The following is a 21351-nucleotide window of genomic DNA, read 5'->3' as shown; positions in this document are numbered from 1 at the left end:
TGAACCTCCTTTTATTTTCGCTTACAACGCACATGCGGGACGCTCCCTGACATCCATTTCATAGTTAACCGTTTACATTTCACTTTCAAACACAAAAAAAGGCATGGTGATATAAGGTTGCGCAAATAACAGGATCTTATCCTGTATTTACCTTAAGTCACTCATGCCTGATCGAATCAGTTACACGTTTCTAGGAAACTATGAAATTTTATTTGTCAATCTGTACAGATGAAGTGTCAGGTAGACAGCCTCGGCATCCTGTACAGGCTTTTTCAATGCATGTTGTAATATTTTGATCATTTTCCAAGCAGTATTGTAGCATAAAGGATATTCATTTTTCAATAGATGAAGCAATTTTTCTGGCTCCTCTAAAGATTCTTCCCGTTTAATACGCTCAATCGAAAACGTAATATGGCGTAATAAGCGTAAATAATGAATACTTTCTCTGTCGACTTTCATATGAAATGAATCTTCTATGACTTGGACCATTTGCGTGATGAGCTGCGAATGACGGTTCACCTCAGATAATGGCCGATTCGTTAAAGCTGAGTGAATATGGAGCGCAATAAAACCAATCTCTCCTTCTGGCAGCTTTGTTTCGACATCAGGACGCTCGTTAATGAGCTCAACGACTTCCTTTGCGACCTCGTATTCTTTCGGATACAGCGATTTTGTCTCAAGCATAAAGGGATTGGTGATATCGTATCCTTGCTGCACCCGCTTAAAACTAAACGCAATATGGTCAGTCAGGGCAATATGAATATGCTCATTCAAACGGTGTCCCATTTTTTCTCGTATATGATAAATGACGTCATTGGCAAGCTCGATCATGTTCTCATCAATGTGGTGAAGCAGCTGTTTATATTCTGTTTGTTCCTTTGTATTTTTAAGAACAAACATTTTTTCAAATGTATCTTGATCGAGAACATCACCCGATTTTTTCCCGAAGCCGATTCCTTTCCCAATCAGAACTACTTCGCCCAAAGAAGGGTGTCTTGCGATGATGACATTATTATTTAACGCTTTATCAACGGTGAAGGATTCCATGAACATCCCCACCTCCTTCTTATTCAATCCCTCTTATCGTACAAAACAGATGAAACGTGCGTCAACGATTGTTTTTGAAAACGGTGGTCGATCGCTCGATCAGGCGAAATGGCAGCATTCTTTTCTCTGGCACCTCTCCTTTTATAGCTCGGTCGAACAAGTCAAACGCTTCCTGCCCCATTCGTTTCAGCGGAATATCAATGCTGGAAATCCCCAAGGCCTCACTTAATTGATCATTTTGAAAGCCGAGTATGGCTGGAGATTCTCCTACTTTTATATCGTGACGCTGCGCCTCTAATAAAAAGCCTGCTGATACGTCATCATTTGTGATGAATAATGCTGTGGGGCGATTCTTCATTTCTTGCCACTCTGTAAATAATTGTTTTCCATCAAAAAGTGTTAGCTTCCCTTCGATGACCCATTCTTCATCAATCTCCTGCCCAAGCGCTTTCATCATATCTTGATAAGCTTGAAGGCGTGACTGGCTGTTTGCGCCTTCTATTCTGGCTAGAACAATTGCGATTCGCTGATGCCCGCATGCTGCTAAATGATGCAGCCCTTCTTTAAAAGCTTGATCATGAGCAATCGACACCGTTGAACAGTCTTCAATTGGCGCCGGATGGCAAAAAATGATAGGCCCAGATTCCTGCCACCTTAAAATGTCTCGATCACTTAACGCATTTGAGCAAAAGATTAATCCATCCACGCGGCGCTCTTTTAAGCTCATCAAGGCTTCTTTTTCTTTTAAAGGATCATATCCTGTTTGAAACAAAGCAAAATGCATGCCGTGCGCCTGTGCTTTTTCTGCAATCCCTGTGACAAGTCTGCTGAAATAAGAATGATCAATTGTTGGAAGAACGATGCCAAGCATATTTGAATAACCCTTGGCTAAATGGACAGCCTGAATGTTTCTCGTATATTTGAGCTCTTTCATCGCACCAAGAACACGATCTCGTTTATCTTCTTTGACATAAGGATGATGATTCAACACACGTGATACAGTTGTCACAGATACGCCCGCTCTTTTTGCAATCTCCCTTATGTTTGCCAATTTTTCTCCTACTTTCTCTTGATATGGTAAGCGTTTCATACTTTAAGATGTATGTGAGCTGAACAAATCACTGGGTGGAAAGGGGAATTCAAGATGGGTTTCATCATATGGATTATATTATGTATGACTGTTTTGTTTTCTGCTCGTTTTGCACTACATCCTTTAGGAAAAGAACATAAAATCAAACCGTTTCAATCAATTGATGATTTTTTTGTTGATAAGGATCGAAAAGAGTGACAAAAAATCACGATGACACTTCCAGGACATGGGCGTTCATCGTGATTTTTTTATTACTTGATGATCGTCAGCTCTTTCGGATAATTGGTTAAAGTAACTGGACCATCCGCTGTGATTAGTACATCATCTTCAATTCTGACGCCGCCGACTCCTGGAACATAGATTCCCGGTTCGATCGTATACACCATGCCCTCTTGGAGAAGATCATCATTTGCCTGGCTCATCGAAGGAAACTCATGAACAGACACCCCTAGACCGTGTCCAAGGCGGTGAGGGAAATAGTCTCCATATCCAGCATCAGCGATCAGCCCGCGTGCTTTTAAGTCCAGGTCCCCAATTCTCACGCCCGGTTTACTCATTTCAAGTGCCGCCATTTCTGCGTTTAGGACGGTTTGATAGATGTCCTTTTGCTGATCAGAAGCTTCCTGATAAATAAATGTTCTTGTAATGTCTGAGCAATATCCATCAACAATGACACCAAGGTCAAATAACACAAAGTCGCCTTTTTTTAAGACTGCCTGTCCTGGATTTCCGTGAGGCTCTCCTGATTTTTCGCCAAAGAGAACCATCGTCGAAAAGGACATGCCTTGAATGCCTTTTTTCTTTAGCTCATATTCAATGACAGCGAGCACTTCTGTTTCGGTGACTCCTTCTTCTAAGGCGTTCACCCCAATTTTTACCCCTTCATCTGCCAATTGAGCGGCTTTTTTCAGTGTAGCAATTTCAGATTCATCTTTAATGAGTCTTAGCTGATTGAGCTCTTCTTCTGCCCGGACAAAAGTTTCTGCCCCAGTAGCAGCTTGAAGCTGTTCTGCTCTTTGAAGCGGAATTGACTCTTTTTCAATTGCAAGCCGAGTTGCTCTTACACCGCGTTTTTCTACTGCTGACTGAATGAAATCAAATGGATTCTCATGGTCTTCATAACCAATAATATCGCCTGACCACCCAGCATTTTTCGCCTGCTCGACTTCCATTTTAGGCAAAATAAAAAATGGATCTGCCTCTTGAAACACAAACAGCCCCATTACTCTTTCATGCGGCTCTGTGAAGTATCCAGATAGATAAAACACATTTTCCTTTGTATGTATAAATGCACCTTGAATGTCTTTTTCCTTTAGCCAAGAAGACAAGCTTTTCATTCGGTTCATCGTGATCCTCCTCACACGTTTTACTACTGATCTATTGTATCAGTTTTTGTTATATTTCGCACAAAAACGCACTGGCAGAAGCCAAGTGCGCTATGATGATTTGCTTAAGATGCACGAAGCAGACGCAGTCCATTTAAAATGACCAAAATCGTACTTCCTTCATGCCCGATTACGCCAAAAGGCAAATCAAGCACTTGTAAGAAATTCGCACAAATTAACAAGCAAATCACCGTTAATGAGAAAATAATATTTTGCTTAATGATTCGATTCATCTTTCTTGAAAGACGGATCATCTTTGTTAAGTTATTTAAATTGTTTTTCATTAAGATCAAATCTGCTGTTTCTAAGGCTACGTCTGTTCCTCCGCCCATCGCAACCCCCACATCTGCTGTGGCGAGTGCAGGTGCATCATTGATTCCGTCACCTACCATGATGATTGAGTTTCCTTGTTTTTTTAGTTGATTGACCTCATGGACCTTTTCATCTGGCAGACACTCAGCGACAACCGTTTGGATGCCAGCTTCCTGTGCAATGGCTTCAGCCGTTTTTTGCTGATCTCCTGTCAGCATGACCGTTTGGATGCCTAAATCATTCAGCTCTTGAATCATTTTCTTCGCTTCAGGTCTCATTTGATCTTTAAGGCCAAGGCACCCAACGACTACTTGATCCTTTTGAACATACACCACTGTATATCCTTTTTCAGAAAGATACTCTCCTGTCTCTTCAATCTCACGGTCCATTGAAGCCTTGCCAGCAAAGTCTTTCTTCCCAATCCGCCACGTTTCTCCATTCAATTGTGCCTTTACACCAAAACCAGAGGTTTCTTCAATGGTGACATGAGCTGATCTTTCTATTTGTTGCTCTTGTGCCATATCAGAGATCGCTTTCGCTAATGGATGGTTTGATTGACTTTCAATTTGATAAAGCGCCTGATAAAAGGCCGCTTCCTCTTGTCCTTTAGCGATCACCACCTGCTCTACAGCTGGCTTTCCGCTTGTAATTGTCCCCGTTTTGTCAAAAGCAATCATACTGCTAGTGCCTAGCTTTTCTAAAAAGACGCTCCCTTTGACAAGCATTCCGTTTCTTGCGCCGTTTGAGATCAGTGACAAAGCAGCTGGCATAATGGATGCAACAAGCGCACAAGGTGATGCTACAACCATAAACACCATAGCCCGGTAGAAGGTTTCACTCATACTCCAGCCTAGTACAAAATGAGGCAGAACCATTAAAATCGCGACGGTGATCAGTACACCTTTTACATAAGCACCTTCGAATTTTTCAATAAATGCCTGGCTTGGCGACACACTTTCTTGAGCCGATTCGACAAGTTTAATAATTTTATGGAAAAGCGTTTCTTCATTATGTTTGGTCACTTCTACTGTTAAGGAACCATTTAAGTTCACTGTGCCTGCAAACACGTCTTCACCTTGCCCTTTTTCCTGAGGCACAGACTCGCCCGTGAGCGCAGATTCATCTACACTTGTTCTTCCGCTTAAAATCACACCATCTGCTGCAATACGTTCCCCAGCTTTGATCATGATACGGTCACCTGGTATTAATGATGAAGCAGCGACTTGAATGGTCGTGCCATCTTCTTCAATTAAAATCGCTTCATTTGGCGCGATGCTCATTAAAGCTGTTAAATCCTTCTTGCTTTTATTTGATGTATACGTTTCAAGCGCACCACTAAGCGAGAAAATAAAAATTAAGATCGCGCCCTCTGCCCAATATCCAATGATCGCTGAGCCAATGGCTGCGAAAATCATTAAAAGTTCAACATTCAAGCTTTTAGACGAAATGGTTTCTTCAATTCCTTCCTTCGCCTTTGCAAAACCTCCAATGACAAATGCTAGGATGAAAAGAGGAATGCTCCACATGCTCTGATCCTTTAAAATCCATCCAATTAAAATGAGAATCCCCGAGATACCTGCTGCTATTAATTCTCCGTGCTGTGCCCATTGATGAAGGGACCATTTCGATTCCTTTTGATTTGTTGTTTGATAAAGTGCTGTATTCTCATTCATGATTGTTTTCTCCTCTCTAATTGATAATGGTTTTCACATCATCAATTGTTGCCCGTTTCCTTTTTCCATCTATATTTTCTGCTATTTCAAGCTTTTTATTGGTCTGTAACTCATTATAACAGGTTCTGAACAATTTTCAATTAATAATTATTATAATTTCTTTTTGATAATAATTATCATTATTGATGATAGGAACCATTCCATCTTCTGAGCACAGTTTATTCAGATGAAAAGAAATTGAACACAAAAAAGAACCAAAGGAATGACCCTTGGTTCTTGAAATAAGGTTTCGTTCTAAAAATTCGTCCACTCTTTGATTTGTTTTTTCGTCAGTGGACCTACATGATTTTTCACTATTTCCCCTTTTTCATTTATCAAAAAGCTGGTTGGAATGGTGATGATTTGGTATTTCTTCATCATGTGCCCTCCCTCATCTAGTATGACCGGGAATGTAAACTTTCTATCTTTCACAAATTGGGCAACCGCATGTTTACTTTGTTCAGCACCTAGTAAATTCACCGTTAAGATATCTACATCACTCTGATTTTCTTTCACGATCTGGTCAAATACAGGCAGCTCCATTTTGCAGGACGGGCACCATGTTGTCCAAAAATGCAAAATGGTCTTTTTTCCTTTCATCGGAATCATCTGCGTCTCACCAGTTAATGTAGGAGCCTCTATTTTTGGCGCCATAACGGGCTCTTTCGCTTCAGCCTCGCTGCCTATGAGTAATAGAAGCATGGTCATCATAAGAAGACTGGCGGGTAGATATTTAATTTTCATCAGGATCTTCCTTCCCAGTTTTCTTATAGCTTGCCCGCTCGCCGAAGAGGGCATTCATGCTTTTTTCATTCTAAGAAACATGGAAACACCGAGCTCCTTACAAATCGTCGCATAATGCAGTGCAGTCAAGAGGAGCATGCCCGTATTCATCCCTAATATAACCCCCATCATATTTAAGCTTTCAATTGATCCGAGAAAATACACCATTGAAAACGAGACGACATGCACCCATATATTATGTAGGAACACATCTTTAATGAGCCCCATACCGATTAAGCACGCTTGAAACGGCATCACAAACAGGTGGCATAAAAAGTACGGCCAAAGCAGCTGTAAGTAGACAGCAGCTTGCGGTGAATCAAAAAAGAGCTGTGTGAGCGGATAAGCAAAATAATACATCACCATCACTGCCGGTACCCCGTACCCAAATGTAATGAGAATCGCCTGCCTGACACGTTTTTTCACAAGATCATACTGACCTAAAGCATAGGCTTCAGATACATTGGGAATCATCACAATCATGATGGAATGAGCGATAAACGCTGGGAAAAAACCAATCGACATCGCGACACCAGCCAGCATGCCGTAATGATCAACAGCAAGTGTGCCAGAGATGCCTGCAGCAATAAGTGCCCCTTTGATTAAAAATGGTTCTATGGCATTTGCGATTGCATGAAAAATCCGCATGCCCGTTGTTGGAATAGAGACGGCTAATAGTCGCTTTCTCACGTCAATCCCTCTTAATTCAACAGACCTGACATGGACAGCATTTTTTGCCATGACGTATTGGGAGTATAAATAAATAAAGACGACAAGATCACTCGCGACAATGACACCGATGGCAATGAGTACTGCTGTTTCAATATCAAACGAATACCAATGAAAGAACAAAAACAAGCAAATAAGCTGGATCGTTTTCTTCAGCATATTGGCAAGAGCGATCCTTCCCATTTGCTGCTTTCCCATAAAATAGCCGCGTGCAATCGAGGTAAACGCAATAATTGGAATAAGAGACAGCACAAGCCCTTTCATGAGCGGATGATACGACTGAAATACAGGAATGAACGGCAGAACAATCGCAGCGATCCCCGTTGTTGTACTCGTCACCACAAGCGTCATTTTAAACGCATGGCGGAGCATACTTTTATGGAGCCGCTCATGCGATTCTGCAATGAATTTAGAAATGGAGACTGGCAGCTCTAAGCTGGCAATCACAAGGACAAGCATGATGATTGGAAGGATACTCATATATAGACCCATTCCATGCTCTCCAAGCTCTCTCGCTAAAATCATATTGACTAAAAACTCTATACACTCCGCAATGAAAGCTGCGACAGATAGCAGAATGACCCCTTTTACAAATCGATTCATGTAGCCTCCCCTTTATCTAAAGCAAATTCTTTTCACATTCTATGAGACAAGTCCTGAAAATATTTTGATAAATGAAGACAAAAAAAAGAGCGATCTGATTGATCGCTTTAGAACATTGACAAAGGGCTAAAAATGTTTTTATTTTAGTTCTTTGTCTTCCTTTCAGCGCGATAGAAAACCTTTGCAGTCTAGGAAGGGCGAGCACAGGAGCGGAGCGAATTGATTATTCGTGAGCACCGGAGCACAGTCCTGACAAAGAATGCGAGGGTTTGTCTACACGCTGAAGCGATCTGATTGATCGCTTCAATTCTTTATACGGCAAATACGTGACGACCAATACGTTCTACAATTTTGCGAGAACGAATCCAGTTATCTGTTGCCGTTTTGGGATTATAAAAATAAATGGCCTTTGTTGTTCTGTCATGTTCTTTCACTACTTGCTTCACAGCTTTAACAGAATCTTGATCTGCTTTATCATGAATACTTCCATTTGATACTGGCTGGAAAGCATTTCGCTGATAAATAACACCTTTGACACTGTTAGGAAAAGAGCGATGTTCCACCCTGTTTAAGACGACGCTTGCCACAGCTTTTTTACCTGCGTAAGATTCTCCTTTTGCTTCAGCATGCACCAATCGTGAGAGCAGTTCCATTTCTTCATTAGAATAGCGTTTGGCGCTTTCCTCATTCGTTGTTTCTGATTTTACTCTTTTCTTTTGCTTCGGTTTTGAAGACTTCTCTTCTGTAGACGTACTTAGCATTTTGACTTTCGGCTGACGCTTTTCCTCTGAAAATGCTGGGATGACTTGATCGTGATCATCTCGATCTATATATGAAAGCTCATGCTTAACAGGTGCTTGTGAAAGTTCGTGACTTAATGTCCCTTGCTGCTCTTGTATGTTGTCCATCTTCATGGCTGCAATCAGCATAAGGATGACAAAAAGAGCGGTATGAATTTTCATCATTCGCCTCATTCCTCCTTTAATTAAAGTAGGCGGTAAGATACTTGTCCACTCTAACAAGAGCTCCTTCTATTTTCACGCACAAAGATTTGCATGCCTGTCCAAATTCCGTCATTAATTGGCATGTCCTAGTTGATTTGAGTATCAACTGGAATTGTTAGCGCTTAAAAAGGTCCCTTTTCCGCCTATAATCATCCTTATGCTCCTGATTATGGGTTATTACATTTTCTTTTCAGATGTATCAAGCTCGTTTGAAGTGTGACAAAAGAACTAAAATAAAAAAGCTTTCTCTCATTCATGAGAAAAAGCTTTAGCTTCTTGCTTCTGTAAGATATTCAAAAATAACATCTCCACCATGTTTCGCAATCCCGCGAAAATGCTTAAAATCATCTTGATTTACCAAGATCGAACGAAACGTTAAGAAATCATCTTTCTTGATGGTTACTTGCTTTTCTGTCCCATTTCGTAACGATTCAAGTATTGTGAGGATTTGTTCTTCCGTCAAAAAAACCGCTCCTTTACAGCCATTATCAAATATTAAATATACCATCCGTTAGGAAAGCATACAACGAAAACAAAACAAAAACGTCTTTATCCTTTACATTGGTATGAAAATATTGCAAAATACTTTTTAATAGGGAATGAAATCTGTTTTTAAAGGAGAGGGATCGGTTGAAGATTGCAAAAATTGGAAATGTGATCGAATTTAGAAATGGTTTAACAGGTGTAGTTGAAAAAGTGAATGAAAACTCTGTCATTGTGGATGTCACCATTATGGACAACTATAGAGATTTAGAACTGGATTCACTAACAGTCGTTAATCATAAAAACTATAAAATCATCAAAGACTCCGTACATTAATTTGCAATCCTCAATTCAGATTATCGATACATACGTAAATACGAAGCAAAGCTGCTTTCTGACAGTTTAGCTCTCTTTGACAATCACATATGAAAAGGACTGACACCATATGAAGAAGTGTCAGTCTTTTTGCGTATGAAAGGTTTGCATTTCTGCTTTCGTTTTGTACATGTCCACTTCCTCGGGGGTGATAACGCCTTTATCAATCAAAAGTGCAATCACTCCAAGCAATGTAGAGGCACTCCATTTATATCGTTCTTTGTTTTGATGTTCAAGCATTTGAAGTTCTTCTTTTAGCTCCCTCAGCAGCTTCTCTGTCTTTTCTTCTTTGTTTACCAACTCAAACGCCTCCATTAGTCGTTCATTGCCTCTATTTTATCTTAAAGCAAATAAGATAAGCAAAAAACACAATTCCTCTTTACAAACATACGTTCTGTCATGTATAATAATTTTACGAGCTGGTAGCCCCCAGCCGTCCTAGCAAGTTCTATTCCCATTTGTATGAGGAGAGCGACATGACTCTTCTCTTTTTTTATCACTTCAGTCTGAATCATCTCTTTCAAACCCATAAAAAAAGACATGTCATTAGGCATGTCTTTTCCTTTATTAGCGATTATCAATCGTTTCTGGATACATATCATGGTTCATCATACGATACGATGCCATTTCTTCATATTTGGTACCAGGTTTTCCGTAGTTCGTGTACGGGTCAATTGAAATACCGCCTCTTGGTGTAAATTTGCCCCATACTTCAATGTATCTTGGGTCCATCAATTCAATAAGATCATTCATAATAATGTTCATACAATCCTCATGGAAATCACCATGGTTACGGAAGCTGAACAAATACAATTTTAATGATTTACTTTCGACCATGATGTCATTTGGGATATAGCTGATATAAACTGTCGCAAAATCCGGCTGACCTGTTTGCGGACAAAGTGACGTGAATTCTGGGCAGTTGAATTTCACAAAATAATCTCTATTTGTATGTTTATTCGGAAATGTTTCAAGCACTTGTGGTGCATAATCAAACAAATAATTGGTGCCTTGATTTCCTAGTAAAGTGACACCTTCTAATTCTTCTGGTTTTCTTGTCGTCATGTCTTCTCTTCCTTTCTATACGCCTCGTTTATTTCCCCACAATAATGTGTGCAGCTGCGGCAGCACTCTTACACGATTTAAGTCTGGGTCTTGCGCTACTTGATCAACAAGCGCTTCATATTTCTTTAATAAATGCGTCAATAAGTACGCATCATCACCTGTTGTCGTGTCATCATTTCCTACCTGTAAATAAAAAGGAAGCTCTGGATATTTTGCATGAACATCCTTTGCATAGGCTAGATCATGATCGTCAAAAATCACGACCTTCAGGCTTGCATGCTCTAATCTATTTCCGTTTTTTAGCTCATCTATGATACGTGTGAGTTTCGCGAAATCTGTTTTCATATTTGAGCTTGGCGGCTTCGGAGAAATGGTTAAATCATCAATTTTCAAAAACCAGTCCTGATACATCGTCCCTTGTGTTTCAAGCGCTGTATCAATTCCTTCTTCGTGTAGCAAATCAATAAGTGATCCCATTTGTTTTAAAAGCGCAGGGTTTCCCCCTGAAATAGTGACATGAGAAAAAGCCTGTCCACCTATTCTTTTTAATTCTTTCACAATGTCCTCTGCGTGAAGCCACTGAATGTCATGCTTTGCTGAGCCATCCCAAGTAAAGGCGGAATCACACCAGCTACAAGAGTAGTCACAGCCAGCCGTTCTGACAAACATGGTTTTTTGTCCAATCACCATCCCTTCTCCTTGAATGGTCGGACCAAAGATTTCTAATACAGGAATCGCCTTAGCCATTGTGTTCAACTCGTTTCGGCCGGTAAATGCAGTAGCTTGTTGGTGTCTCCCTAACAAAGACCTGAACACATACTGGTTCATTTGCTAAAGTCGATAAATATGCTGCGACTTTGTCATGGACTGTCTTTGCCACAACCTCTGTAGTAGGCATCGCGTATGGATCGGTTGATGAGAATTCCTCATGATCATTGAGCAGCGTGTGATCATATTTACCATGAATAAGTTTTTTCAATGTACTAAAATTGACAAGGAAGCCCGATTCATCTAGGTCATCTCCAGCAATGGTTATATTGATGGTGTACGTGTGACCATGTACACGGCTGCAAGCACCTGCATCTTCTCTCGGGATAAAATGGGCAGCTGATATATGCATATCTTTGTTCAATTCAAATGAGTATGGATGATTCGTTTGTGGATAGATCTGAGAAAGCATTTATTTTGCCTCCTTCATTTCCATATACGTGTCATAGCCATTTTTCCGAAGCTTACACGCAGGGCATTCCCCGCAGCCATCAGAAATGATGCCATTATAGCAAGTGAGCGTTTCATTTTTCACAAAATCTAATGCATTCAGCTCGTCTGCTAGCTTCCATGTTTCTGCTTTATTGAGCCACATGAGCGGTGTATGGATGACAAATGGTTTTTCCATCGCCAAATTCACTGTGACATTACAAGACTTTACAAAATCGTCACGGCAATCTGGATAGCCGCTAAAGTCTGTTTCACATACACCTGTGATAATATGTCTTGCTCCGATTTGATACGCAAGAATAGAAGCAAAGGATAAGAACACTAAGTTTCTTCCTGGTACAAATGTGGAAGGCAGCTCTCCTTCTTTTTCCTCAATATCAATGTCATCTCTTGTTAAAGCATTTGGTGCCAGCTGATTCAAAAGAGACATATCTAATAGATGGTTCTTCACACCTAACTTGTCAGCAATTCTTTTGGCGACATCAATTTCTTCTTGATGACGCTGATTATAATGAAAGGTCACGGTTTCTACCTCTTCGAATTGTTGAAGTGCCCATAATAAACATGTCGTACTGTCTTGCCCCCCGCTAAAGACAACGACTGCTTTTTCATTTTTCAATTTCTGTTCTCCTCCTTTTGCAGATCTATACCCTCGTACAAAGCTGCATCTGAAAGGTTCTTGAAAACCCCTGTTTTTCTCAAAAGAAAAGACACCTTTACATGTGTATGAGGTGTCCCAGCCATAAAAAATAAAAAATGCCACATCCAAGGATACGGCAAGTCCTTAGTTTTTTATAGAGGGTTTTGCTAGAACCTCTCCCGTTTAAACGGATTTTTGTTCAATTTTCACAGAAGATAGTGTACCATATATTTTTCATGCAGGCTATCCCTTCTTTACTTATCAAGTGATGCAGGCACTTTTTTTAGAAAAAGAAAGAGGATAAAAAAGATGCTCACATAGCCAAAAATAGGATAAACCGTTGATATCAATGTGCCGTAACCAATTTTACTAATCACATAGCAGCATAAGAGAATAAGGGATATTGTCAAGATACTGTTCATTCGAATATACGCCCTCACTTGTCTCTCGAGTCCATATAAATTGCCTATGACGGATGTAAAGACTTCTCCGAAGATCACAAATAAATAAATGAGATGAATGGAATTTGCTACTTGATACACGACCTGAGCCATTGGAATATCAAACGCCTCCAGCATATCTAATGAAGAAAGAGATAAAAAGCATACAAATAAAATAATTGTCAGCATGACGCCCCCAATCACAGCTCCCTTTTTGATCACCGCTTCAGAGGTCATTTCATTTGCGACAGGCACTAATACCGCTTGAGAAAGTGCCAAATTAAAAGCACCATATGAGATAGCTGATAAAATCCACTCTCCCTCACCCATTTGCAGTGCAAGAACAAAACTTTCACTACTGCTAAAAACGAATGAATCAAGAAACACAATCAATGAAAAGAAAATAAGCATTGGGACGACGAGAACATTGACACCAAATAATCCTTTTGATCCTTTCAAAAGCACAATAACGCTCAGAATGATCGTTAAAAAAATCCCATATTCCTTCGATATGCCAAGCTGCTCTTCAAATATAGCACCTGCGCCAGAAATCATCACTGAAGTGACGCCTAGTAAAATAAAAAACATGACAACATTAATATATCGACTGGCAGCTGCGCCAAATAGAAAACGGTTCATATCTTGATATGACTCTGCTTCAATTCGTTTAGAAATGAGCATCATTTTTGCTCCAAGTCCAGTAAAAATAGCGCCGCTAATCAAGATTCCGAATAGTCCAATCCAGCCAAAACGAACAAAAAATTCTACGATTTCTTTCCCTGTCGCAAACCCAGCTCCAACCACTGTTCCTACATATACAAAGGCAAGCTGAAAAGCGGATTCATTTGAACGTTTCATGTGACCCCTCCGCACCCATCACTTTCGATTGTCTTTTTTTATCCTATGAGACAAGTTCCTTGAAAAGAAGGACAAACCATGATTAAATGCAAAAAAAGGATTTTACCCGCCTTTGAGCAAAACAGTTGAAAGTCAAAATAGGTCAGAGTATACTATAGTCAAAGATGGTCAAACAACAGACCATTTTCTTTAACATTCATTGGTCAAATAAAGTCAAACTTTTATCATAAGGAGGTCATGGCAAATGCGTTGTCAACATTGTCAAGTAAATGAAGCAACTATTCGCCTGAATATGCAAGTGAATTCATCCCGGAGCCAAATGGTTTTATGTGAAGACTGCTACACCTCTTTGATGGAGCAATCAAAAATGAAAATGGGACCTCAATTGTTCGGAGGAAGCTCATTCTTCTCTGAGCAAGCAGGACATACGCAAAACGTAGAGCAGCCAAAACAAAAAGGCTTACTCGATGAACTTGGCCGCAATTTAACAGATGGCGCAAATGCTGGTTTAATTGATCCAGTCATCGGCCGTGATGAAGAAGTCGCAAGAGTCATTGAGATTTTAAATAGAAGAAATAAAAATAATCCTGTCCTCATTGGTGAACCAGGTGTTGGGAAAACAGCGATCGCTGAAGGACTTGCACTGAAAATTGCAAGTGGCGATGTACCAAATAAATTAAAGAACAAACAAATCTATTTATTAGATGTCTCCTCCCTTGTAGCGAATACAGGGATACGTGGTCAATTTGAGGAAAGAATGAAGCAGTTAATCAAAGAACTGCAAAGCCGTAAAAATATTATCTTATTTGTAGATGAAATCCATCTTCTTGTTGGCGCAGGATCTGCCGAAGGGTCAATGGATGCTGGAAACATCTTAAAACCAGCCCTTGCACGAGGCGAGCTCCAGCTAGTAGGTGCGACAACATTAAAAGAATATCGTCAAATTGAAAAAGATGCCGCACTTGAACGACGCTTTCAGCCCGTTATTGTAGATGAGCCAACACAAGCTGAAGCGATTGAAATTTTAAAAGGCATTCAAGATAAGTACGAAAGCTACCATGGCATCACCTATTCAGACGAAGCCATTCAAGCATGTGTTCAATTATCTTCACGATATATCCAGGACCGTCATTTGCCGGATAAAGCGATTGATTTAATGGATGAAGCAGGTTCAAAAGCGAACCTCTCCATTGATGCCGCAAGTGAAGATGAACTAACAAATCGTCTGAGAGAAATTGCTGCTGAAAAACAAGCCGCTTTAAAAGAAGAACAGTACGAAAAAGCAGCGAAGCTTCGAGATGAAGAAGAGGCCATTGAAGCTAGACTTCAAAATAAAACAAATGACAAAGAACATGTCGTCACAGCAGAAGACATTCAGGTCATAGTCGAACAAAAAACAGGCATTCCTGTTGGCAAACTGCAAGCAGACGAACAAACCAAAATGAAAGAAATTGGCGTCCGCTTAAAAGCACGAGTGATCGGCCAGGAACATGCGGTTGAAAAAGTAGCGAAAGCTGTGAAAAGAAGCAGAGCCGGCTTAAAATCGAAACATAGACCAACTGGCTCCTTCCTATTCGTTGGGCCAACAGGTGTCGGAAAAACCGAATTGTCAAAAACGCTAGCTGAAGAATTATTTGGTTCAAGAGATGCGATTATCCGTTTAGATATGAGTGAGTACATGGAGAAACACTCAGTATCTAAGCTCATCGGTTCTCCTCCTGGTTATGTTGGACATGATGAAGCGGGTCAACTAACGGAAAAAGTGCGCAGAAAACCATACAGCATCATTTTGCTGGATGAAATCGAAAAAGCACACCCTGATGTGCAGCACATGTTCCTGCAAATCATGGAAGATGGCCGGTTAACAGACAGCCAAGGCAGAACCGTCAGCTTTAAAGATACGGTCATCATCATGACAAGTAACGCAGGCAGCACAGATAAAACGGTCAAAGTCGGCTTCCAGTCTGATCAGGAAGAAGCAATTGAGGAGCAATCACTCATTGATTCACTCAGCGCTTATTTCAAGCCAGAATTCTTGAACCGTTTTGACAGCATCATTCAGTTTGACTCATTAGATCGAGATGATTTAGTGAAGATTGTGGACCTTCTGCTCAATGAGCTGTCAGAACAATTAAAAGAACAAAATTTAACAGTCCATGTGACAAATGAAGCGAAAGAAAAAATTGCAGAACTTGGATACCATCCTGCATTTGGTGCTCGTCCACTGCGAAGAACCATTCAAGAGCACGTTGAAGATCAAATGACGGAAATATTGCTTGAAGAAGAACAACTTTCAGGATTTACTGTAGAAGTTGAAGATAACGAAATTGTTGTAAAAAAAGGATAAGTACATCTTAAGAAGGGTCTACAGCTCCATCATGTTGCGGTGTCTAAGTTCCATCCGCACGCCGACGCTCCCCCGCCTCTTTTCCTTTAAGATAAAAGAAAAAGAGGTGGATCACATGATGAATTGTAGCTATGATCTTGTCAAAATCATGTATGAGGAAAAATTAAAAGAGCTGCTTTTAATTGAAACTGCTCAAAGAAATTAAAAAAGAAACTCCCTTTATATCAGAGGGAGTTTCTTTTTTAAGGTAATAGAAAGCGCTTTCGTCAAAATTTCTTCACAGAAACTGCCTTAATTTGATATTCAGACTAAAACCCTTCTAGAAGACACCGATATTAACTATAGAAAAAGATAGTTAAAGGATTTGGTGAGATAATGGATAAAACATCGTTAATTGGTATTATTTTAGCATTTATTGCACTGAGTGTCGGTATGGTTTTGAAAGGTGTAAGTCTAACCGCTCTTATCAACCCAGCGGCTATATTGATCATTGTGGTTGGGACGATTGCAGCTGTTGTCATCGCATTCCCATCTAGTGAAATTAAGAAAACACCAAAATTGTTCGGCAAAATTTTCAAAGACAACAAGCTTCCAACGATTCAAGAAATGATCCCTCTTTTTTCAAACTGGGCACAAATTGCGCGTCGTGAAGGTCTTTTGGCATTAGAAGCTAGCATTGAGGAAGTAGATGACGATTTTCTTAAGAACGGCTTAAGCATGGCGGTTGACGGTCAAAGTGCAGAATTTATTCGCGACGTCTTAACAGAAGAAGTTGACGCCATGTCAGAAAGACATCAGTCAGGTGCATTAATCTTTACACAAGCTGGTACATACGCTCCGACGCTTGGTGTACTTGGCGCCGTTGTCGGACTTATTGCTGCACTTGCTAACATGGGAGATATTGAAGCACTTGGACATGCAATCAGTGCAGCCTTCGTTGCCACACTTCTTGGGATTTTTACTGGGTATGTGTTATGGCATCCATTTGCCAACAAGCTAAAGCGTAAATCAAAGGAAGAAGTAAAACTTCGTCTGATTATGATCGAAGGGATTCTTTCTGTTCTTGAAGGTCAATCTCCAAAAGTGATTGAACAAAAACTTCTCATGTACTTACCAGCGAAAGAACGTGCAAATCTTGTCATTGAAGAAGGAGAAAAACAAAATGGCTAGGAAACGTAAAAAACATGATCACGATGACCATGTAGATGAATCTTGGCTGATCCCTTATGCCGATCTTCTGACGCTTCTGCTCGCTCTCTTCATTGTGCTTTTTGCATCTAGTTCGATTGATGCGGCAAAGTATGAACAGATGGCCAAGTCTTTTAATGTCGTCTTTACTGGCGGTACTGGTGTCATGGATCAAACCAGCATGCAAAGTACTGAAGAAACTGAAAATAGCAACCAGACCAAAAAAGCAGCTGAAGAAGAAGATGAAGAAGCGAAAGCGAAAGCTCGAGATCATGCCGTTCTCACAAAGGTCAAAAAGCAAGTGGATTCCTTCATTGCCAATAAGAAACTTGGAGCTAAGCTCGAAACAAAGCTCACGGACGAAGGTTTGCTCATTACGATAGAAGACAGTATCTTCTTTGATTCTGGCCGGGCGGTTATTCGTCCTCAAGATGTCCCGTTAGCAAAAGAAATCTCTAAACTACTCGTCATTAACCCCGCTCGTGACATCGTCATTAGCGGACATACTGATAATGTACCGATCAGAAATTCAGATTTTGAATCCAACTGGTATTTAAGTGCCATACGTGCTGTGAACTTTTTGAGTATTCTTCTTGAGAACAGCAATTTAAACCAAGAGAACTTTAGTACAAAAGGTTTCGGTGAATTTAAGCCCATCGCTTCAAATGATACAGCAGAAGGCAGAAGTAAAAACCGGCGCGTAGAAGTACTTATTTTACCGATCGAGAAAAAAGCAAAATAAAAAAGGAAGCCCTCGGCTTCCTTTTTTATTTATTCTTTATGATCATATAAATGTTTTGCACGCAGTCCCACATGTTTAAGCATGTCAATGCAGGCATCCTTCTCTTCTTCGCTCAGGACACTGATCATCTCATGAATTTCTTTCGCATGATCTGGGAAGATATCATCAAGCAAAGCTCGTCCCTGCTCGGTAATATGTGCAAATGTGACCCTCCGGTCTTCTGCACAGGCCTTACGACTGAGGAGTTCTTTCTTCTCCAATTTATCGACCACATACGTGATGCTGCCGCTTGCAAGTAAAATCTTATCACCGATTTGCTGAAGCGGCTGATCCCCTTTATGATACAGTAATTCTAATACTGCAAATTCAGTCGGATTCAGCCCGTGCTTCACAATATGTTTGTTCATGTGATGATTAATTGAGCGATAGGCACGTGATAATACAATAAATAATTTCAAAGATTTTTCAACATTATGATTTTCCATTTTTTTATCATCCTTTATGAAATGCAACCCACTAATGTGACATTAATAAACAATAAGTAAAATGTCAACATCTTGATCTATCTTTAGCATGAAAATGAGACCAGAACGAATCACCTAATTTTTTAAAAATCACACAAGTCATCGTAATAAAGATAGGTTCAATGCTATAATAAGTCTATTAGGTAATACGTTGGAGCGATGAATGATGAGTATATTGAAAGGGTTTTGGAAGAAGATCAGGCTGTACCTTATTTTGGTCATGATTCCAACCCTAATCATTAGTTATTTTATCTACGAAAAAGAAACGGAAAAAATCGACTTAAAAAACAAACAAACTGCTACACTTATGTTAAATATTCACAAAAACCAAATGAATTATTTAATTAGTGAAACAGAAGCGAGATTAACTTCACTTGCCATGGGATTTGACCAGCCTCTCGAGACGAAAAAAGTACAAAACATCCTAGAGAAAATCTATAAACAAGAACCTCGTTTTTCGGGTCTGTATCTCCTAGACAAAAAAGGAAATGTAACAGTAAGCACCACACCGTTAAAGGAAAAAATCAACCTATCATTCAGAGATTACTTTAAGCGCATTCAAGTGACCAAGCAGACGGTGATCACAGATAATTATGTGAGCCGAATTACAAAACAGCGGATTCTTTCCATTTGTGTGCCTGTGCTGGATGAAAACGAAGAAGTCACCAATGTACTAGTCGCCGCCATTCAAATTGATTATTTAAGAAATATTATGAATGTATTGAACCCTGATCTTCATTTTAAGATGCTGAATCAAAATGGACATGTCGTGTTTACAAGTGGTCCACAGCCAGCATCAGAAAATGGCAGTACCGTGTCTACATATTTAGATGAAAACAGCTGGAAGCTGGAGGTCTATCCGCAGCGTGCTTCTACAGGCGAAGTGCTGTCTGTTATGCTGATCCCCTTATCCAGTGCTTTTATTTTATTAAATATTTTATTCACACTTGTTCAATATATCATTTTAAGGCGTCAAACCCAGCAGGAGCGTCACCAAAATGAAGCGCAAAAGCTTGAATTAATCGGGACCCTCGCAGCAAGTACGGCACACGAAATTCGCAACCCATTAACAGGGATTAGTGGATTTATACAGCTTTTGCAAAAGAAGTATCACTCTGAAGAAGATCAGCTCTATTTTTCTGTCATTGAAGAAGAAATTAAACGAATCAACCAAATCGTCAGTGAGTTTCTTGTATTAGGGAAACCAACGGCAGAAAAATGGCAGAATAACTCTGTAAAAGAAATTGTAAGTGAGATCATGCCGATCGTTTTCTCTGAGGCGAACCTTTATAATGTTGAGGTTGATTTGCAAATTAATACGATTCAAGATGTTGGGGTATATTGCACAAAGGATCACATTAAACAAGTCGTATTAAATGTAGCGAAGAACTCGTTAGAAGCGATGCCAAATGGCGGTCATTTGAAGATTTTGATTGAGGCTGAAAAAGAACATGTCATTATTAAAGTGAAAGATACAGGCGAGGGCATACCAGAAGAAATGTTAAAACATATCTTCCTCCCTTTTATTACGTCGAAGGAAAAAGGGACAGGTCTTGGACTAGTCGTGTGTAAACGAATCATTTCGATGTATGGCGGAACAATTGATATCGAGAGCAAAGTGAATAAAGGAACAACCGTCATGATCATGCTTCCTTCTGCTCACTCAGCATAGCTGAAACATTCAGCCGGTTTTGCTTAGGCAAGACCGGTTTTTTCATGTCAATAAGAGGGACGGTTCACAGATAGAAGGCTCATTTGAGAGACAAGATCATGAAAGGTTGCAACAGATTGTTTCTCATGAAAAAGAAGATACTGATACTCATTCATCAGGTTGTCCAGTTCTTGACTATATTTAATTGTCGTCTCACCAGTGTAGCCTTCTGCTTGAGCAGCTTCTACCATCTGTTTTCTCTTCTCATCAATTGACATTAGCAATTGTTCTTTTCTTACATAACTATTCATGATCTCAGCTCCCGCAATAAATTCGACTGTCTGTGCTCAAAATGATCCGACACCAAAATTATACTTTATTTGTAAATTAAATTAAATATGCTTATTTTATTTAATTTTTTACAGCCTAAAGACCTCTTACCCAATCTTATTTGGGGGTAAACTTCAAATTTGGGCAGGACTGACACATGGATTAAACAGAATTTTATCCTATGCAGAAGCTCAAAATCAACTATTTTCTTTCTCATTTTATACCTATTTTCCTAAAAAAAAGCTGATCTTCCGCCTCATGCGGAATGATCAGCTCCTGTCATTAAACCGTTTCTTCCTCGTAAATTGGCACCCAGCCCTCAGTTGTGACAAATATGCGAACTGCGACCACTTTTCGATCCTCTTGAAGTGTAAAGTAGTGACGAATATGCGGCGGAACAGAAATTAAATCACCAGGATTCAGTCTCACATCAAAAAAGACGCCATCCTTCCCCTGAATGGCAAAGATTCCATGACCACTTACGATAAAGCGTACTTCGTCATCTGTATGGTGATGCTCACGCTGAAAATTTTGGAGCAGGTCATCTAGGTTTGGTGTGGCGTCAGATAGTGAAATCACATCCTGCGCTTTGTATCCTCGTTTTTCAGATATACTCTCGATTTCCTTTTGGAAAACAGTCAAAATCTCTTCCTTTTCCTCATCTGTTAAATCATACTTTTCTGCTAATCGGTTTGGCAGCTTTGCAATATCCCAATGTTCATAAATGACCCCTTGATTTTCTAAATAGGCTGCTACCTCTTGCTCGCTTTCAAGTAATGTGTTCTCTTCATTATGAATCAAAATCGTCGCCATGTGCTTTTCCTC

The 21351-nt window shown here is 39.9% G+C and carries 23 protein-coding genes and 1 riboswitch; of the genes, 6 read left to right on the top strand and 17 right to left on the bottom strand.

Going from position 1 to position 21351, the window contains the following annotated elements; translation table 11 throughout:
• Positions 1–198 precede the first annotated feature (198 nt).
• Positions 199–1053, bottom strand: a complete 855-nt coding sequence (locus MHH68_RS06700) for a transcription antiterminator (protein ID WP_003212366.1) — start codon at positions 1051–1053, stop codon at positions 199–201.
• A gap of 55 nt (positions 1054–1108) precedes the next feature.
• A complete protein-coding gene (locus MHH68_RS06695; RefSeq protein ID WP_339165655.1) occupies positions 1109–2098 on the bottom strand; it encodes a LacI family DNA-binding transcriptional regulator in 990 nt (329 codons plus the stop codon).
• A gap of 93 nt (positions 2099–2191) precedes the next feature.
• Between MHH68_RS06695 and MHH68_RS06690 the strand changes: the two genes are divergently transcribed.
• Positions 2192–2335 carry a hypothetical protein gene (locus MHH68_RS06690; protein ID WP_162900848.1) on the top strand — a complete coding sequence of 48 codons (144 nt, stop codon included), beginning with the start codon at positions 2192–2194 and terminating at the stop codon, positions 2333–2335.
• Between the two features lie 53 nt (positions 2336–2388).
• On the opposite strand, the gene MHH68_RS06685 is transcribed toward MHH68_RS06690, so the two are convergent.
• The 6 genes from MHH68_RS06685 to MHH68_RS06660 form a co-directional block, all read right to left on the bottom strand.
• On the bottom strand, positions 2389–3483 hold the full coding sequence (locus tag MHH68_RS06685) for a Xaa-Pro peptidase family protein (protein WP_061407574.1): 1095 nt from the start codon (positions 3481–3483) through the stop codon (positions 2389–2391).
• A gap of 104 nt (positions 3484–3587) precedes the next feature.
• A complete protein-coding gene (locus MHH68_RS06680; RefSeq protein ID WP_339165654.1) occupies positions 3588–5507 on the bottom strand; it encodes a heavy metal translocating P-type ATPase in 1920 nt (639 codons plus the stop codon).
• Positions 5508–5801: 294 nt separating this feature from the next.
• A complete protein-coding gene (gene stoA / locus MHH68_RS06675) occupies positions 5802–6290 on the bottom strand; it encodes an endospore biogenesis thiol-disulfide oxidoreductase StoA (RefSeq protein WP_339165653.1) in 489 nt (162 codons plus the stop codon).
• 54 nt (positions 6291–6344) lie between these two features.
• Positions 6345–7661, bottom strand: a complete 1317-nt coding sequence (locus tag MHH68_RS06670) for a polysaccharide biosynthesis protein (protein ID WP_323640296.1) — start codon at positions 7659–7661, stop codon at positions 6345–6347.
• Between the two features lie 311 nt (positions 7662–7972).
• Positions 7973–8626 (bottom strand): cell wall hydrolase, encoded by a 654-nt coding sequence (locus tag MHH68_RS06665; RefSeq protein WP_058014142.1) that lies wholly within the window; start codon positions 8624–8626, stop codon positions 7973–7975.
• Positions 8627–8933: 307 nt separating this feature from the next.
• On the bottom strand, positions 8934–9128 hold the full coding sequence (locus tag MHH68_RS06660; protein ID WP_061407562.1) for a hypothetical protein: 195 nt from the start codon (positions 9126–9128) through the stop codon (positions 8934–8936).
• 167 nt (positions 9129–9295) lie between these two features.
• Between MHH68_RS06660 and MHH68_RS06655 the strand changes: the two genes are divergently transcribed.
• A complete protein-coding gene (locus MHH68_RS06655; protein WP_003211747.1) occupies positions 9296–9484 on the top strand; it encodes a DUF2187 family protein in 189 nt (62 codons plus the stop codon).
• 120 nt (positions 9485–9604) lie between these two features.
• On the opposite strand, the gene MHH68_RS06650 is transcribed toward MHH68_RS06655, so the two are convergent.
• The 6 genes from MHH68_RS06650 to MHH68_RS06625 all read right to left on the bottom strand — a co-directional run bounded on the left by MHH68_RS06650 (position 9605) and on the right by MHH68_RS06625 (position 13744).
• Positions 9605–9823: a hypothetical protein gene (locus MHH68_RS06650; RefSeq protein ID WP_003211069.1), complete on the bottom strand. Its 219-nt coding sequence runs from the start codon at positions 9821–9823 to the stop codon at positions 9605–9607.
• A 267-nt stretch (positions 9824–10090) separates the two neighbouring features.
• Entirely contained in the window at positions 10091–10588 is a 498-nt protein-coding gene (queF, locus tag MHH68_RS06645) for a preQ(1) synthase (RefSeq protein ID WP_058014145.1), read from the bottom strand.
• A 15-nt stretch (positions 10589–10603) separates the two neighbouring features.
• The gene (gene queE / locus MHH68_RS06640) at positions 10604–11335 is read right to left on the bottom strand and encodes a 7-carboxy-7-deazaguanine synthase QueE (protein ID WP_339165650.1); all 732 of its coding nucleotides are present in this window, start codon (positions 11333–11335) and stop codon (positions 10604–10606) included.
• Entirely contained in the window at positions 11328–11768 is a 441-nt protein-coding gene (queD, locus tag MHH68_RS06635; protein ID WP_058014147.1) for a 6-carboxytetrahydropterin synthase QueD, read from the bottom strand. The genes queE and queD overlap by 8 nt, the downstream gene beginning before the upstream one ends.
• Positions 11769–12425 (bottom strand): 7-cyano-7-deazaguanine synthase QueC, encoded by a 657-nt coding sequence (gene queC / locus MHH68_RS06630; RefSeq protein ID WP_339165647.1) that lies wholly within the window; start codon positions 12423–12425, stop codon positions 11769–11771. It abuts the gene before it with no gap.
• Positions 12426–12584: 159 nt separating this feature from the next.
• Positions 12585–12629, bottom strand: a riboswitch (PreQ1 riboswitch).
• 71 nt (positions 12630–12700) lie between these two features.
• Complete coding sequence (locus MHH68_RS06625) at positions 12701–13744, bottom strand: hypothetical protein (RefSeq protein WP_339165645.1); 1044 nt, start codon at positions 13742–13744, stop codon at positions 12701–12703.
• A 244-nt stretch (positions 13745–13988) separates the two neighbouring features.
• Between MHH68_RS06625 and MHH68_RS06620 the strand changes: the two genes are divergently transcribed.
• From MHH68_RS06620 to motB, 3 genes are all read left to right on the top strand, one after another.
• Positions 13989–16091 (top strand): ATP-dependent Clp protease ATP-binding subunit, encoded by a 2103-nt coding sequence (locus MHH68_RS06620; protein WP_339165644.1) that lies wholly within the window; start codon positions 13989–13991, stop codon positions 16089–16091.
• 375 nt (positions 16092–16466) lie between these two features.
• Entirely contained in the window at positions 16467–17261 is a 795-nt protein-coding gene (gene motA / locus MHH68_RS06615; protein ID WP_003212085.1) for a flagellar motor stator protein MotA, read from the top strand.
• The gene (gene motB, locus MHH68_RS06610) at positions 17254–18021 is read left to right on the top strand and encodes a flagellar motor protein MotB (RefSeq protein ID WP_058014151.1); all 768 of its coding nucleotides are present in this window, start codon (positions 17254–17256) and stop codon (positions 18019–18021) included. Before motA ends, motB begins: the two co-directional genes overlap by 8 nt.
• 29 nt (positions 18022–18050) lie before the next feature.
• Here the strand turns inward: motB and MHH68_RS06605 are convergent, their stop codons facing one another.
• On the bottom strand, positions 18051–18506 hold the full coding sequence (locus MHH68_RS06605; RefSeq protein WP_003211701.1) for a MarR family transcriptional regulator: 456 nt from the start codon (positions 18504–18506) through the stop codon (positions 18051–18053).
• A gap of 205 nt (positions 18507–18711) precedes the next feature.
• On the opposite strand from MHH68_RS06605, the gene MHH68_RS06600 reads away from it, so the two are divergent.
• A complete protein-coding gene (locus MHH68_RS06600; RefSeq protein WP_339165641.1) occupies positions 18712–20217 on the top strand; it encodes an ATP-binding protein in 1506 nt (501 codons plus the stop codon).
• A gap of 47 nt (positions 20218–20264) precedes the next feature.
• On the opposite strand, the gene MHH68_RS06595 is transcribed toward MHH68_RS06600, so the two are convergent.
• On the bottom strand, positions 20265–20507 hold the full coding sequence (locus MHH68_RS06595) for an aspartyl-phosphate phosphatase Spo0E family protein (protein WP_058014153.1): 243 nt from the start codon (positions 20505–20507) through the stop codon (positions 20265–20267).
• A 301-nt stretch (positions 20508–20808) separates the two neighbouring features.
• On the bottom strand, positions 20809–21339 hold the full coding sequence (locus tag MHH68_RS06590) for a cupin domain-containing protein (protein ID WP_061407554.1): 531 nt from the start codon (positions 21337–21339) through the stop codon (positions 20809–20811).
• Between the last annotated feature and the right edge of the window lie 12 nt (positions 21340–21351).

The sequence above is a fragment of the Bacillus sp. FSL K6-2841 genome (assembly GCF_037976435.1).
Taxonomy (GTDB): Bacteria; Bacillota; Bacilli; order Bacillales; family Bacillaceae; genus Bacillus; species Bacillus pumilus.
This window is presented reverse-complemented; position numbering and strand designations above follow the sequence as displayed.

Excerpts from the sequence above, each read along its gene's own strand:
- MHH68_RS06700 (WP_003212366.1), bottom strand. The coding sequence starts at position 1,053 with ATGTTCATGGAATCCTTCACCGTTGATAAAGCGTTAAATAATAATGTC.
- MHH68_RS06690 (WP_162900848.1), top strand. The coding sequence starts at position 2,192 with ATGGGTTTCATCATATGGATTATATTATGTATGACTGTTTTGTTTTCT.
- MHH68_RS06685 (WP_061407574.1), bottom strand. The coding sequence starts at position 3,483 with ATGAACCGAATGAAAAGCTTGTCTTCTTGGCTAAAGGAAAAAGACATT.
- MHH68_RS06680 (WP_339165654.1), bottom strand. The coding sequence starts at position 5,507 with ATGAATGAGAATACAGCACTTTATCAAACAACAAATCAAAAGGAATCG.
- stoA (WP_339165653.1), bottom strand. The coding sequence starts at position 6,290 with ATGAAAATTAAATATCTACCCGCCAGTCTTCTTATGATGACCATGCTT.
- MHH68_RS06670 (WP_323640296.1), bottom strand. The coding sequence starts at position 7,661 with ATGAATCGATTTGTAAAAGGGGTCATTCTGCTATCTGTCGCAGCTTTC.
- MHH68_RS06665 (WP_058014142.1), bottom strand. The coding sequence starts at position 8,626 with ATGATGAAAATTCATACCGCTCTTTTTGTCATCCTTATGCTGATTGCA.
- queF (WP_058014145.1), bottom strand. The coding sequence starts at position 10,588 with ATGACGACAAGAAAACCAGAAGAATTAGAAGGTGTCACTTTACTAGGA.
- queE (WP_339165650.1), bottom strand. The coding sequence starts at position 11,335 with ATGGCTAAGGCGATTCCTGTATTAGAAATCTTTGGTCCGACCATTCAA.
- queD (WP_058014147.1), bottom strand. The coding sequence starts at position 11,768 with ATGCTTTCTCAGATCTATCCACAAACGAATCATCCATACTCATTTGAA.
- MHH68_RS06625 (WP_339165645.1), bottom strand. The coding sequence starts at position 13,744 with ATGAAACGTTCAAATGAATCCGCTTTTCAGCTTGCCTTTGTATATGTA.
- MHH68_RS06620 (WP_339165644.1), top strand. The coding sequence starts at position 13,989 with ATGCGTTGTCAACATTGTCAAGTAAATGAAGCAACTATTCGCCTGAAT.
- motA (WP_003212085.1), top strand. The coding sequence starts at position 16,467 with ATGGATAAAACATCGTTAATTGGTATTATTTTAGCATTTATTGCACTG.
- motB (WP_058014151.1), top strand. The coding sequence starts at position 17,254 with ATGGCTAGGAAACGTAAAAAACATGATCACGATGACCATGTAGATGAA.
- MHH68_RS06605 (WP_003211701.1), bottom strand. The coding sequence starts at position 18,506 with ATGGAAAATCATAATGTTGAAAAATCTTTGAAATTATTTATTGTATTA.
- MHH68_RS06600 (WP_339165641.1), top strand. The coding sequence starts at position 18,712 with ATGAGTATATTGAAAGGGTTTTGGAAGAAGATCAGGCTGTACCTTATT.
- MHH68_RS06595 (WP_058014153.1), bottom strand. The coding sequence starts at position 20,507 with ATGAATAGTTATGTAAGAAAAGAACAATTGCTAATGTCAATTGATGAG.
- MHH68_RS06590 (WP_061407554.1), bottom strand. The coding sequence starts at position 21,339 with ATGGCGACGATTTTGATTCATAATGAAGAGAACACATTACTTGAAAGC.